Origin of the sequence: Levilactobacillus andaensis (assembly GCF_016861695.1) — a bacterium.
GTDB lineage: Bacteria > Bacillota > Bacilli > Lactobacillales > Lactobacillaceae > Levilactobacillus > Levilactobacillus andaensis.
In genome coordinates this window covers 70,075-84,433 of record NZ_BOLP01000012.1, presented here as the reverse complement: position 1 = coordinate 84,433, position 14,359 = coordinate 70,075, and the positions used below count along the sequence as shown (strand labels likewise).

The 14,359-nt window shown below is 47.6% G+C and carries 10 protein-coding genes and 1 pseudogene; 2 read left to right on the top strand and 9 right to left on the bottom strand.

What is annotated here, in order from left to right:
* Positions 1 to 265 precede the first annotated feature (265 nt).
* Positions 266 to 2,488 carry an L-type lectin family protein gene (locus JUF10_RS09820; protein ID WP_203641998.1) on the bottom strand — a complete coding sequence of 741 codons (2,223 nt, stop codon included), beginning with the start codon at positions 2,486 to 2,488 and terminating at the stop codon, positions 266 to 268.
* A gap of 403 nt (positions 2,489 to 2,891) precedes the next feature.
* On the opposite strand from JUF10_RS09820, the pseudogene JUF10_RS09815 reads away from it, so the two are divergent.
* Positions 2,892 to 4,111, top strand: a pseudogene (locus JUF10_RS09815) (RNA-guided endonuclease TnpB family protein).
* 239 nt (positions 4,112 to 4,350) lie between these two features.
* Here JUF10_RS09815 and JUF10_RS09810 read toward each other — a convergent pair.
* The 8 genes from JUF10_RS09810 to JUF10_RS09775 all read right to left on the bottom strand — a co-directional run bounded on the left by JUF10_RS09810 (position 4,351) and on the right by JUF10_RS09775 (position 11,678).
* On the bottom strand, positions 4,351 to 5,403 hold the full coding sequence (locus JUF10_RS09810) for a WxLIP family cell surface protein (protein WP_203641997.1): 1,053 nt from the start codon (positions 5,401 to 5,403) through the stop codon (positions 4,351 to 4,353).
* A gap of 87 nt (positions 5,404 to 5,490) precedes the next feature.
* Entirely contained in the window at positions 5,491 to 6,204 is a 714-nt protein-coding gene (locus JUF10_RS09805; protein WP_203641996.1) for a WxL domain-containing protein, read from the bottom strand.
* Positions 6,205 to 6,249: 45 nt separating this feature from the next.
* Positions 6,250 to 6,993, bottom strand: a complete 744-nt coding sequence (locus JUF10_RS09800) for a WxL domain-containing protein (protein ID WP_203641995.1) — start codon at positions 6,991 to 6,993, stop codon at positions 6,250 to 6,252.
* Entirely contained in the window at positions 6,986 to 7,423 is a 438-nt protein-coding gene (locus tag JUF10_RS09795; protein ID WP_203641994.1) for an LPXTG cell wall anchor domain-containing protein, read from the bottom strand. Before JUF10_RS09795 ends, JUF10_RS09800 begins: the two co-directional genes overlap by 8 nt.
* 531 nt (positions 7,424 to 7,954) lie before the next feature.
* Positions 7,955 to 8,665: a class A sortase gene (locus tag JUF10_RS09790; protein ID WP_203641993.1), complete on the bottom strand. Its 711-nt coding sequence runs from the start codon at positions 8,663 to 8,665 to the stop codon at positions 7,955 to 7,957.
* 659 nt (positions 8,666 to 9,324) lie between these two features.
* Entirely contained in the window at positions 9,325 to 9,576 is a 252-nt protein-coding gene (locus tag JUF10_RS09785) for a type B 50S ribosomal protein L31 (protein WP_048732595.1), read from the bottom strand.
* A gap of 101 nt (positions 9,577 to 9,677) precedes the next feature.
* Entirely contained in the window at positions 9,678 to 10,964 is a 1,287-nt protein-coding gene (murA, locus tag JUF10_RS09780) for a UDP-N-acetylglucosamine 1-carboxyvinyltransferase (protein WP_203641992.1), read from the bottom strand.
* A 174-nt stretch (positions 10,965 to 11,138) separates the two neighbouring features.
* Positions 11,139 to 11,678: a TetR/AcrR family transcriptional regulator gene (locus JUF10_RS09775; protein ID WP_203641991.1), complete on the bottom strand. Its 540-nt coding sequence runs from the start codon at positions 11,676 to 11,678 to the stop codon at positions 11,139 to 11,141.
* Positions 11,679 to 11,868: 190 nt separating this feature from the next.
* On the opposite strand from JUF10_RS09775, the gene JUF10_RS09770 reads away from it, so the two are divergent.
* A complete protein-coding gene (locus tag JUF10_RS09770; protein ID WP_203641990.1) occupies positions 11,869 to 14,205 on the top strand; it encodes an ABC transporter ATP-binding protein/permease in 2,337 nt (778 codons plus the stop codon).
* Positions 14,206 to 14,359: the final 154 nt, after the last annotated feature.

Genomic DNA, 14,359 nt, shown 5'->3' with positions numbered 1-14,359 from the left:
CTCCTATATAGCCGGATTAGACGCGTACGAATGATTGTTACGCTTATCCCTATCAGCACCTCGTCCTCACATCTTTGATCCAAGTCAATTTGGTACAGACCAGTCTCGGACCATCGGCCTAAGTATACAACCGAACGTAGAATAATCATAGGTGTTTACCGTATATTTATAACAGTTTATTATGAAAACTAGTCAAGGATTGACATAAATCAAATTTAACGCCAATACAAAAATGATGCGGCTCACTTCCACCGCACCATCCGCTTTATTCTGCATTAACTAGCGTCCACGTAATCTGCCCTTGATAAGCACCGGCTGTCGCACCGCCACCAACTTCTAATAACATTCCCGTGTCCGTCTTCCAATCCTGAGAAACATCCGTCGTCCCACTGGCAGGATGCGCTGATTGGTCAGTCACGATGACGGATTCAGGCGACATTGTGACGGGGTCCTCTGTGGCCGAACCTTTGTATAAAAGATTCCCGGCAAGCTTGTTCCCCGTATCGACATCGGTAAATGGTGTCGTCAGTGCCGCCATCATTTTCCAGTTAGTCCCCACCTGATTGTCAACTTCCACGCGCCAATCACCTTTTCTGGTAACGGTTTGACTGGTTCCGGTCAACGTGACATCTTCAAAACTACTTGCCCCATTAACGACACCCCAGTCTAACTTGCCCACATTCAGCGTGACCGTACCCACTGTTGACGTGTACCCACCGGCATCATCAGTCGCTGTTAACGTCAGCGTGTTGTCGCCCTTAACCAAGCCGGCGTCTTTTGGCAACTGGTAGGAAAAGTCCCCGGTGTAGCCCCCCGCCGTATCCTTAGTGACGGTGACCGGAACGGTTTTGAGATCTTTGCCGTTCAAATTAGGGTGGAGGGTAAAGCCGGTGCTGGTCTGCGTTGATCCGGTCAACACGGCATTCCCAGTGATTGTTGGCGTTGCTGAGGTCGAGGCTACCGAGACGGTCGTGTCACTTGTCACCTTCAGATTAAAATCGACATTCGAATGAGCAAGAATAAACGACGGTGTGTCGGCTGTGACGATTGCGTTGGGACCGGAGAACTTGCTCGTTTGACTGGCAACCGTCGACTCACTGGCTGGATTAGCCGCCTTACCGTACAAGGAAACCGTTGCGTTTCGGTTATCCGCATTTAGCATCTGTCCTAATTTGAAAGACAGATTTTGACCGCTTAACCCTTTCAAATCTACAGTTTCGGTGTTGCCATTAGCATAGGTGACCGTCCCGGAGTCAACGCTTACATTATCTGGTAAGCGCACCGCAGCGGAAATATTATCCCAGTCGACCCGCCCCGAATCATAATTCAGTTGATAGTCCAGTTGTAGACGGTCGCCTCCCGTCACGCGTTTGCCAGCCGTGACTTCCGTGGAGTTCCCCGCTGAATCTTTGTCACTGCGGTTGTAAATCTTAGCGGCCCCCGTTGCCTTGACCAACCCAGGCATCTGTTCAAAGACGACCAAGTTATTCTCCCAGGTGGCCCCAGTCGACCCCGTGAAGCCCCACCGTCCCGTATTAGCTGGATGCGTTCCGGTCGTATCGGGATCTTTCAAGAGACTGTAGTCAAAAGTGGTTGTCGTTGACAGTTTCGGTTGAACCGCCCCACTCGCCGGTTGTTTGTCATTGATGGTATACGTCATCGTTCCCTTAGTCGTGCCGTTTGTCGGTGCTTTATAATCGACGGTCACATGGTGCCACTGTCCGTCCGAGAGCGGCGTTTTAATCAACGGACCGCCATACAAGACGGAATCAATCCCATGATTCATCTGCGTATAGGAGTATTTCGTATCAAAACTCATCGTCGTATAGGTTCCCGATTGGGCAGGATAATTAGCCGTTAAATGGGGACCGGTGAGCTGAAAGTCAAAACTCCCCGGAATGTCATTCGGTGAGGTCGGCCGCTGTTTGTTCGCAAACGTATCGAATTCCAGCGCCCAACTGTTCTGAATGGCACGTTTAGCAACGTTTTGACCATTTTCATTGGCTGCCAGGGAGGCATACCCCCAAACGCCCAAGGTCTGCCCAACGGCCGGTGTGCTTGAGGCCCCCTGTGTCGCAATGGCCTGCTCACCGCGCGAATCATTTTGAATAACAAACGCCATGCCGTCGCCGGCTAACGTTGTCCCTTTATTCCCAAAGTACATCCACATGGCGGCCTGTTGGTCACGTGTGAAATCAAAATAGTATTTATCGCGTGCCGCCCAGATTGACCCCACTTGGTTCGCATCATTTGTAATCTGGACTGCCTGCGTCTCATCGGTCGGACTGTCTGCCGTTTTCGCCGAGTTCGGCACCCCACTATTCGCAAATGTCGGTATGTTAAAATAACCGGCTACCGGCAAGCCATGTGGCATCGTTGCTACTGCATGGTTATAGTCATCGTCAGCGTGTCCCATAATTGGTGACCCACCCAAAAGACTAGCAGCAGCGACCGCAATAACCCCGGTCAACACGTGCTTCATCTTCATTTAAATCCAATCCTTTCTAGTCAAACACCGTCACGATTGATTGCTTGTTTGAGTGACAATGCAAAGATTCAGGTCAACAACTTCTTTCTAACGCCATCTGTAAATCAGCGTCTTTCATCAGCGTTACATATATCAAAAGTAGTAACCAGTCTATTAAAGTACAGGTTTTCCTTTCATATAATAATCCGCTAAAGAGTTATATTATCAATGTAATTATACGATATATTGTGAAATAATCATAGCTGTTTATCTTTATTTGAAATAGTTTATTAATGACTAAGCAGAAAACCTGCGATTTTGATTGCGGGATGAATGCCAGAATTTAACGTTTTCTAAAACGTACGTTCCCCTATTCAAGAGTGAAACGTGGTATACTTAATCCAATCTACAGGGGAGGTAGCTATTGGTTAAACTGGGACGAACAATCAAATTGAGACTCTATCCGGACACAAATCAAGCAGATCAATTTCTAGCAATGAGCCGCGAATATCAACGATTAGCTAATCTTGTCAGTCAATGGATATTTGATCATGAGTTTCAGCTGAGTTGGTTAAAAATCAATCATCACCTGTACAAAATATTAAGACAAAAATCACCGCTCAATAGTCAGATGGTCCAGTCTGTATTTCGGACAGTTGTTGCTCGCTACAAGACAGTTCAGGAACAAATGAAGCAAAATCCTTATCGCTACAAGAACGAAGAAAACAAGTGGATTCAAGTTCCCAAAGACCTGACCTGGTTGATAAAGCCCATCCAGTTTCGTCGCCCACAAGCGGATTTAGTTCGCCAGAGTAACTATTCTTTTGTAGATAAGATGCGGAAAATTTCAATGACTACTTTAGGCAAAAGAACTAAGCTGAACTTCACCAATAAAGGTTTTGAGAAATACTTTACCGATGACTGGAAACTCGGTACTGCCAAATTGGTCCATAACCGGGGCAAGTGGTTCCTCCATATTGGTATTACCAAAGAGGTTCTTGATTTCAATCAGCAAGGTAACCCGCAGATTGTCGGTATTGACCGTGGTTTACGGTTCTTGGCAACTGCCTTTGATAGTAAAGGAAAAACGCTATTCTTTGACGGGAAAAAGATCTTACGTAAGCGAAAGAAGTTTCTGGAGATTCGTCGACAACTGCAAAGTAAAGATACCACGTCTGCCAAGAGAAAACTAAAGCAATTAGCTCAACGAGAGAACCGCTGGATGACCGATATAAATCATCGGCTAGCTAAGACACTCGTCGCAGTATACGGTGCGCATATACTTTTCGTTTTGGAGGACTTAACCAATGTGACATTCAACACCGATGACTTACCTAAAGCATTACGCAATAGTCACCGGTCCTGGTCCTCTTCCAGCTTGAATCTTTCTTAACGTACAAGGCTCAGGCTATCCAAAGTGCGGTCGTGAAAGTGAATCCAGCATTCACCTCACAACGCTGTCCTAAGTGTGGGCTAGTTGAGAAAGCCAATCGGCATCACGATACTCATGAATATTGGTGTAAACAATGCCAGTATCGCTGTAATGATGACCGATTAGGAGCAATGAATATTGAGATGCTGGGACAAGATTGGTTGAGCGGCATCAAATATTCAAAGATTAAGAAGCTAACAACTGCTGGGTAAACCTGGTAGTTAAACGGGTAGCCGTCAATTACCCGATGATGTTGCCACTACGAGTAGGAGTGTCTTAACAGGCATGTTGGACTACTGTGTTGCAAGACACGTGAGCGACAAGCCGCTGAATTCATTCAGGGGCAATTGACTGTAAAAACCAACTGCCACTTATTTTGGACAAAAAAGCGTCACAATGAGTACCAGGTTACTACCTGTCATTCATCGTGACGCTTCTTAATTATCTAATTTTAGTTTTCGTCATCATCGTCATCGTAGTAGTCATCGTCATCACGACGCCGCTTCCAGATCAGGTAAATGATAATCGCAATCAACAAGAGGATTAGAATCCCACCGCCAACGAACCACCAGAAGTAGTTCTTTTGTTGGGGCGTATTGATCTTGTTCTTTAAGGAATTGATCTGAGCCTGCGTAATGGTGAAGTTCTTGGTGAAGTGCCAAGTGTAGCCACCCTTAGCAGTCGCATCTAACGTTAATGTGTAATTACCAGCTTGTAACTTCGTATCACCCCAAGGAATGGAGTAGTTAAAGTTACTGTTTGGCGCCATCGCCATATTAGACTTTTGGTTACTTAAAACAGTTTTGCTTTCACCCTGCTTCGTCACCTTGGCTTTAACCTTTAAGTTCGACATAATGCCGGGTTCTGGGTTTTGTAGGTTAGCTTGAACTTGGTTATAGGAGTTGATTTGTCCCGCTTTAACCTCATTTAACTTCATGTTCGGTCCAACGTACGCGCTACTTTCACGCAGCCGAACACCAATAACGTAAGCAAATTGGTTACGGATGTTAACACCCTTGCTTGACTGCCCCTTGTTGACGTCTAGCTTACGAACGTAAAAGCCACCAAGAATCATCCCCTTGATCTTATCAGCGGGCATCTTGTAAGATAACGTCACCACTTTAGAGCTTTTGGCCGGAATCGTAATTTTCTGAGCCTTTTTCTCTTGAATGACATCCTTAATACCAATCTTCAAAGAACTATCCAGTTTAGGATTGGCATCACTATAGTCAATAACCCCGTTATTGTTCGTAATCGCTTGGTTGACCCCATATTCAAAGCTTGATTTCTTCTTGCTTGTGTTGGAGATAACCACATTTAACTTCTGTTGTTCATTTGGCTTCACTCGCAGAGCAAAATAAGTCACACTCTTATCGTCCTGGTTCTTAGGTAACGATGCCGCTACCGAGTACCCAACTCCCTCAGCATGAGCCGTACTCTGCGTTAATCCTCCAAACGTAAAGATGACCCCAAGCATCATTAATATTCGCAAATAACGCTTCATGATTTCCAGCCTCCGACTTTCTCACATGATATTCATATTATAACAAAAATAGCGGTGACTGTCGCCACCGCTACCCATGCAATTTCTTTATTGTGGCGTATCGGTCAGCATCCATGATAGGGTGCCTTGATACGTCTGTTGCTGTGTCACAGCAGAACCTAAAACGATTAAGTTTGTTGGTTCACTCGTATTATAGTTTAATCTCATAATCCACGTTCCAACACCCGCGAACTTATTAGCCTGAGCTATTTTTGAATAACTACCAATCGGAATAAGCTGTGTTGGTGTTGCAACGACCTGGGGCGCAGCATAAACATTCTGTCCCGAGGCGATAAACTCCGCCGCTCCAAGTTGGATTGACGCCCCCGAAGAAATCGTGGATGAGTCTTTCTCACCTACTAATTCACTCGGATTCACTTGCAACTGCCAGCCAGCCCCTGTCGCACGTCGATCACTAATCTGAACGAACGCGTTAGGATTTGTAGCCGTCGTAAGAATTTGACCATTGGAAATTCCCTGTTGCTGAAACTTGAAATCTGACACGTAGTCAAGCGTCAATTTGCCGGTCGAACCCGTACCTTCGTTTCCAGGATCCTCGCCGTCACCCGGGAACTTATCACCAGAGCCACCCGGATCAACAGGATTAACCGGGTTAGTACCACTTCCAGGTGTTAAGTTAACGGAAGACTTAGAGGTAATACTACCGCTCGAAGTATCGGCCATGGCATTAACCTGAACTGTACTGACGGCCCCGACTCCTAGAGCCAGCGAAGCAACTATCAATAGTAGATATCTAGTCACTACGCAGCCCCCCTAGCCTGATCTTTATTTCCAAGTGCTTAGAACTTACTTGGTTGGAGCAGGGTCAGTAGCCATACCAGTAGGTGCATTAGTCAAGGCCCAAACCAAGTTACCAGTGTATTCGCCAGCAACGTTAGAACCAGCGATGTTTAAGTCAGCTTTAGAAAAGGCCATGTTCCAAGTACCAACACCTTGTGCGGCAACTTCGGCAGTTGTGTCTGTCTTACCAACTGAAGCAGCAGCACTGGCAACTGGTACGTAGGCCCCACTGTTCAAATCAATCTTAATAGATGTGTTACTGAAGGTTGGTGCGTTACTCGTATCAAGGGCACCAGCGGCATCCTTGTTAGTCGTTGTGATATCACCATTAGTTAAGGCGATGTCAGAACCCTTTAAGCTTACACCATCAGTAGTAGCCAGCCCAGTAGACTTAACTTGAATGTTCCAACCACTAGGAGCACCAGGGTTAACAACTTGCAGGTTACTAGTCATGATACCGCCATCTGATGCGGCGGTGTTAGTAATGCTCTTAGTGTATGATGTCGTAACCCCATCGAGTTCTTGTTTACCAAAGTCAAATGATGGTGCCTGAGTTAACATGATGTTACCAGCGGTGTTTGGGTTGTCTGGGTCGGTTGGCGTAACTGTCTTTTGAGTCAAGTTTACCTTTGCGGTAGTCGTCTTTGAACCAGTTTCAGTAGTGTCAGCAGCATTAGCAGTTACAGTAGTGAATCCGAATCCAGCAACGAGTGCAGCAGTAGCAAGTAATTGTAAAGTTTTTTTAGTCATGATATTTATCTCCCTCAACTTGATTGTCCTTGTCTTTTCTTCTACCAATTAATAGTCCTATCCAAACACACAACATTAAGATGATACCTGCCATGGCCCCTAGGCCTGCGCGTTCCTCAGAAGTCTGAGGTAAACGGCCGGTCAAACCTTGGCTTGTAGCTGGCGTTCCTTTGTCAGCGCTCTGACTTACGGTAGCCCCCGAACCTGAATTGCTCACGTTCGTTGGTGTCGTTGTCCCGCTGTTGGATCCCTCATTGACGAGGTCGCCGTCATTACCTGATGTCAGGATTCCTGAATTAGATGATGACTTCGGCGGTGTTAACTCTACCGAGTAAGTTGATTGCTGGACATCAGCCCGAACGGCCATTGGAAATCCCCAACTGACGATTAGCAGGCTCAGTATCAGCAATCCTATTTTTCTAAATCGCATCGCTGTCCCATCCTCACATCCTTGATCCTTTTAGCCTTTTCCAACTTGCAACGTACCATTTTCATGGTGCTTGTTTGAATCATCTGATGACCTCTCATCTGATTACATTGCTATAGTAACACGCATTTTCGGTTCTGTCCACAATTAATCATGTGTGGGGAAAAACGAGTCCCGTCGAATCATTTTATCCTATAATTATCGTTTTATAGTATAAACATCATTACAATTTAATCGTTGTTATATCAACGTTTGTTGGCCCTAAAAAGTCACGGTACAGTTAGTAACTTTAGGTGCCCAACTAATTAAATATCGTTTGATAAGTGATTTTTTATAGTCGTTTATAGGGTGTTTGCTCACCAGTCATAGTCGTTAGTATAGTAAAACAACTTTTGAAACCCCTTGCAAGTACTGTGTTTCCCTCCCCTATAGGCTTAAAACGGCCTTTAAAAATTTCACAAGCAAAAAATAAATAAAAAAAAACAACATTTTTTGTTTTTTGGGCAAAAAATGTCATTTTTCGAAGGATTTCCTTCAATATTTGTTATTAAAACTCCCGTGGAACCCTTTTTGAACCGAAGTTGGCGCGTTTTTGTACGCCATCTGCTTCACGTACGTCCCGCGGATCATTAATCGGTTGGCACCGGTTGCGTCACACGTAATCAGGGTAACCAGTTTCTTCTTGGTCTGGGCTACGACCTGCACGTCGGTCGCCGGAATGAACTTCCGCACACTGACCTTGTACACATAGACCGTCTTGGCGTTGGTTAGGTAGATGCTCTGCCCGACCCGCGTCTTCCAGTAGAGTGGGCTGAATAGCAACGCCTGTGACGACATATGGTGCCCCGCCAATGGATAATTGCCTTGGCCCATCTTCTGATCCGGCCGCATGGTGCCCGCCGTCAGTGCCAAGACCTCATTGCTGACCCCCTTAGCGATCGGCAAATGCACCTTGGAGTCCGGCATTAGGATCTCACCGACGACGTGTATATCCGCCGTGTTCCACCGGGCCTTAGCGACCGTCGAGAAGTCCAGCGACTTAACCTTGCTAAAGTCGTACGAGGCGTTCTGCTTCTCACTTTTCTTGACCGACTTGCGCGTGATCTGTGGTTGATAGGATGAAATCAACCAATTCTTGATCTGCTCGTTAAAAATCAGGCCCAACGAGACCACGATTAATAATAGAAAGATTACCGACCAGAACCACCGCCACCGGTGCTTCTTGGGTTGTTGTTTCTCTGCCATGGTTTCCACTTCCCCATTTATCACTTCGCAGTGAAGTTTACCCTATTTCTTACAAAAAGGAAACAGGAACGATTCTGAGTGACGCTCCTACCCACTGGAATTGCCTTTAATCCGTCTAGTTATCCCTCTAAGGCAACGAACGACCGCTCATGGTCATATTCCTATCGTTGTCAAATTGACGCTTATTAGTGCTACCAACGCCGTTCTCCTCCATCTATCTATTAGCAAGCAACTATCCTAACATAATCTCCCTACCCACGGACAATGGATACCAATAATGGATTAATACCACAATTATTCATAAGCCCACGCTCTGTGGTTGGCCATTTAGCTTACTTGTCCATAAGTTTTTACCATCAAAATCGGCTTTTCTCCGCCAGATATCGAAGATTAGCCCTCAATAATTGAGTTGCAGCTAGCTAATTAGCGCCGTTTCCTTCCTTTATCCTTCAGTAATCCCCCAAAATTCGATTACATTCAGCCTAGCAATGACAAATGTCAAATGGCTGATTACTTCCCTTAGTTCCCATCACGCTCTACCCGCTACTCAACCAGAACCTTCTGTCTACTACTTGCTTGCTACTCTCTCGAATCGACTGCACAAAAAAATCCGGTAACGGATAAACCGTACCGGATCAGACAAATCATAAATTTTATAATTAGTCGTTGGATAAGCCGTACTTCTTGTTGAAACGATCCACAGCACCATCGGCCTGAGTAAACTTTTGCTTACCAGTGTAGAATGGGTGGGAATCTGAAGAAATTTCGACACGGATCAATGGGTAGGTGTTGCCGTCTTCCCATTCAACCGTTTCAGCTGAAGTTGCCGTTGAACCAGACAAGAACTGGAAACCAGTACTTGAGTCTTGGAACACAACTTCGTGGTAATCTGGGTGAATTCCTTGCTTCATAATGTATTACGCTCCTTTGCCCTGATCCATTTACTGGAACAGAGATTGATTTTAATCGTCAACCGTTGAATTATAACATGAAATAAGTTAAGCGGCAATGGCTAATCTTGGCCATTCTCCACCAAACTGTCCTCAACGATTTCAACATCGGCGTTCAATGCCGCTAATTTATCAACAATTCGATCGTACCCACGCAAAATATTATCCGCCTGGCTGATCTCGGTATCCCCGTCGGCCATTAAGCCGGCAATCACGAGTGACGCCCCGGCCCGAATCTCGCCGGCCTGGACCTGTGAGCCCATTAAGTCATGGGTGGGGTCCACCACGATGGTGCCTTCTTCGGACCGAATATTGGCGCCCATCTTCCGCAGCTCGGCAATGTGCTTGATACGCTTCGGGTAAATGGTATCAATGACCACGCTGCTCCCGTCCGCCTTGAATAGCAGCGGCGTAATCGGCTGCTGCAGGTCCGTGGCAAATCCCGGGAACGGCATCGTCTTGATCTGAATGGGCTTCAAGCTGTCCACCCGCGGGACGTAAATACTGTCCTCGTTGATTTCCAGCGGTACGCCCATTTCAATCATTTTCGCAGTGAAGGCTTCCAAATGTTCTGGAATGACGTTCTTCAACACCACGCCATCCCCCACGGCAGCCGCCATCGATAAGTAAGTTCCGGCTTCGATCCGGTCCGGGATAATCGTGTGCGTGTTCATCGCCCGCAACGTTGCGACCCCTTCGATCCGAATCACGTCGGTCCCGGCACCACGGACATGCGCACCCATGTTGTTCAGGAAGGTCGCAATATCAATGATTTCCGGTTCCTTGGCCGCATTTTCGATCACCGTCGTGCCGACTGCCTTCACAGCCGCCAAGATGGAGTTGATCGTTGCTCCCACGGAGACCATGTCCAAGAAGATCCGGGCGCCGTGTAAGCCTTCGGGACCCGTCGTAATCCGCACCGTGCCGTCATGTTCCTCGACCGAAGCACCCAAAGCCTTGAACGCCTTAATGTGCTGGTCGATTGGCCGTGGCCCGATATTGTCGCCGCCAGGAAAACTTAGCGTGGCCCGTTGGAACCGCCCCAACAAGGACCCCATAAAATAATACGACGCCCGCAGGCTCTTGATGGCCTTACTCGGGAGTGGTGCTTCCACGATCTCCGTGGGGTCAATGGTCAAGACCCCATCTTCAAACGTCGAGCGCACGTTCATTGATTTCAAAATTAACATTAGGTTGTGCACATCAAGAATATCCGGTACCGTATCGAAACGAACCGGTGTATCAGCCAAAATCGCTGCCGGAATTAATGCTACTGTGCTATTTTTAGCGCCGCCAATCGTCACTTCACCTGTGAGGCGTTGGCCGCCATGAATAATCATTTTTTTCATTGTGATGTGTTCCTCACTTAATTTTTCTTCCATATAATTCCATACAGTCAGATACCATGATAAATAATGCCGGGCAAAAAGACAACTGTTTCCCGGCATTTCGGGCAAAATGTAATATTTACCCCTTACATTTAGCGCTTTTTCACATAATTTTATTAATAACGGCTAAACCAGCTACAATACCACGTCACGCAGATCGTCAAAATTTTTCGCCAAAATCGTGTCGATAATGATCTGTGTGAGCTGCTGCGGGGTCTCCGGCATGCCATCTTTGACCCACTTCTTCAAAATGCTCTGGATTCCCGCGCCAATGTAGACGCCCTGATAATTATCGATCAGCGGCGGTTCTGGTCCACTTTGCTTCAATAATTCCTGCATCCGCTTCAGTAGTTGCGTTTTGCCCTCGACAAAAACCAGATTGCTGAGCTTCTTGTCTTGGTAGAACGCCATCAACAGGTGTTCCAAGGCCTGCGACGGCGTTCCTCCACTCATGAGGGGGTTCAGCGAGGTCACAAACGCCTTTTCGATGCTTTCGACACAATCATAAATGTCGGTATAGTACCGGTAGAACGTGGTGCGGTTAACGTCGGCCTGCTCACAGACTTCGGTGACCGAAATCGCGTTGATCGGTTTACTTTCCAATAAGGACAGCACGGTCTCCTGAATCACCTGCTGGGTGTACTGCGCCCGGCGATTATTTTTCACACCAACCATAAAGACTCACTCCCATAAATGCAACAGTTTTGCGTAATTTGTTGCGTTAACAACAGTTCTGCTAACATTGATGATTGCCAGCGGTGCTGTTTGTTTTTAGAATATAAGACACAGTGTTGCAATAATGCTATTTTATCAGAAAAAACGTTGGAACGATAGTCGAACTCAAAATATGAAAGGATTATTTTAAATGCTGGAACTCAAACACATCAAGAAATACTACTACGTCGGCGATTCGGTCACTAAGGCCCTCGACGACGTCTCCGTTGCCTTCCGTTCCCAGGAATTCGTGGCCATCCTCGGCCCCAGTGGTTCCGGGAAGACGACCATGCTGAACGGCATTGGTGGTCTGGACATCTACGATTCCGGCGACCTCGCCATCGAAGGTAAGTCGACCAAGGACTTCTCAGAAGCCGATTGGGACGCCTACCGGAATAATTCCGTGGGGTTCATTTTCCAAAGTTACAACATCATCGGTCACCTGAGCATCCTCGATAACGTCGAAATGGGGATGACGCTGAGTGGTGTCTCCAATCAAGAAAAGAAGGCAAAGGCCCTCAAGGCCCTCGACCGCGTCGGCCTGACCGATCACATCGGTAAGAAGCCAAACCAATTGTCTGGTGGGCAACTCCAACGGGTCGCCATCGCCCGGGCCATCGCTAACGAGCCTGAGATTCTGTTGTGTGACGAACCGACCGGTGCCCTGGATACCGAGACCAGCGATGAGATCATGCAGCTGATCAAAGAACTTTCCGCCGAACGACTAGTCATCATGGTGACGCATAACCCCGATTTGGCCCGGCAATACGCCGACCGGATCATCGAATTCGCCGATGGGAAGATTCAACACGACTCCGACCCCTACAACGAACACGCCGATGCCGAACAATTTGAATTAAAGAAAACGAAGATGACCTTCTGGACCGCGCTAAAGTTATCCTTTAACAACATTCGGACCAAGAAAGGCCGGACCGCGTTGACCGCCTTTGCCTCCAGCATCGGGATCATCGGCATTGCCATCGTCTTGGCGCTGTCCAACGGGTTCCAGGCGCAGATCAACAAGACCCAGGCCAACACGCTCGCGCAGTTCCCCGTGACCATTTCACAGACAGCCACGAGCACTACGGGGGGCACCAACAGCAACGACAAGGTCAAGACCAGCAAGTCTAACCAGGTCAAGGCCAAGGTCAGTGACGCGGACAAGGCAACGCATACCAACAAGCTTACCAAAGGTTACTTAAACTACGTTAAAAAGCTCGACAGTAAGCTGAGTAAGAACGTGACCTACACCTACTCGACGGGGATGAACCTGTTGCGTGAGGTCAATGGTAAAGCCAAGACGGTCTCCTTCTCCAACACCGACAGTAGCAATGCGAGCTCCGCTAGTGCGATGTCCGCAGCCATGGCCAATTCGACCGGGGTCGGTGTTTCCGTTTACCCGAGTGCTAATGATGGCGGCACGACCTTCCTGAAGAAGCACTACAAGCTGTTGTCCGGGTCCTACCCTAAGGGCGCCAACGATGTAGTCTTGATTGTCGACCGCGACAACTCGACCAACATCAACGCGCTGAAGAACTTGGGCTACAGCGTCAAGGACAACCAGAAGTTTGACTACAGTAAGATCGTTGGCACGACCATCAAGGCCGTCAACAACGATGACTACTACCAGAGCCTGCCGACCGGGAATTACGTGCCAAACAAGGCGACAACTTCCCTGTACAACAAGAATGATAATACAACTATTAAAATCGCTGGGATTCTGCGGGTCAAGTCGAAATCATCCGAGAACGTTTTGGCTTCCGGAATTGCCTACAGCGACAAGTTGACCCAAAACATCATTCAGGCCAACAAAGACTCCAAGATCGTTAAGGCCCAAAAGAAAGCCGACAGTAATGTGATTACCGGCCAAAATGTTGACAGTACGACCAAGAAGACGCTGGTCAGCTACCTGGGCGGCTCAACCACGCCAGCTAGCATCCTGATCTACCCGAACACGTTTAAGAACAAGGACAAGGTCCTGAGTTACTTGGACAAGTACAATAAGGGTAAGAGCAAGGCGGACAAGGTCATCTACACCGATATGGCCGGTACGGTCTCGAGCCTGACGGGTGGTCTGATGGACGCAATCACCTACGTACTGGTGGCCTTCGCCGGTATTTCACTGGTCACGAGTATGATCATGATTGCCATCATCACCTACACCTCCGTGCTGGAACGGACCAAGGAAATTGGGATTCTGAAGGCTTTGGGGGCGCGAAAGAAGGATATCACCCGCGTGTTCGATGCTGAAACCTTTATCCTCGGTGTCGGTTCCGGTGCGTTGGGTGTCGTGATTGCTTGGCTGTTGACGTTCCCTATCAACATCGTCCTGCAAAACATCACCGACCTCAGCAACGTTGCGCACCTTAACCCGGTCCATGGAATCGTGCTGATCATCATCAGTACCGTTCTGACCATGCTGGGTGGCCACATCCCCGCACGGATGGCGGCTAAGAAGGACGCGGCAACGGCTTTACGTTCTGAATAAGCTTCTATTTGTAAATGAAAGGCACGTCAGCTCTTGTTTTGAGAGTTGGCGTGCTTTTTGGTATGTGTGTTTATTGAAATATTGGTTCAAATTGGCCGCACTGCGGCTGCCAGGGACTATGCCTGCTGTGGGGACGCTTCAGCCTGGAAGACCA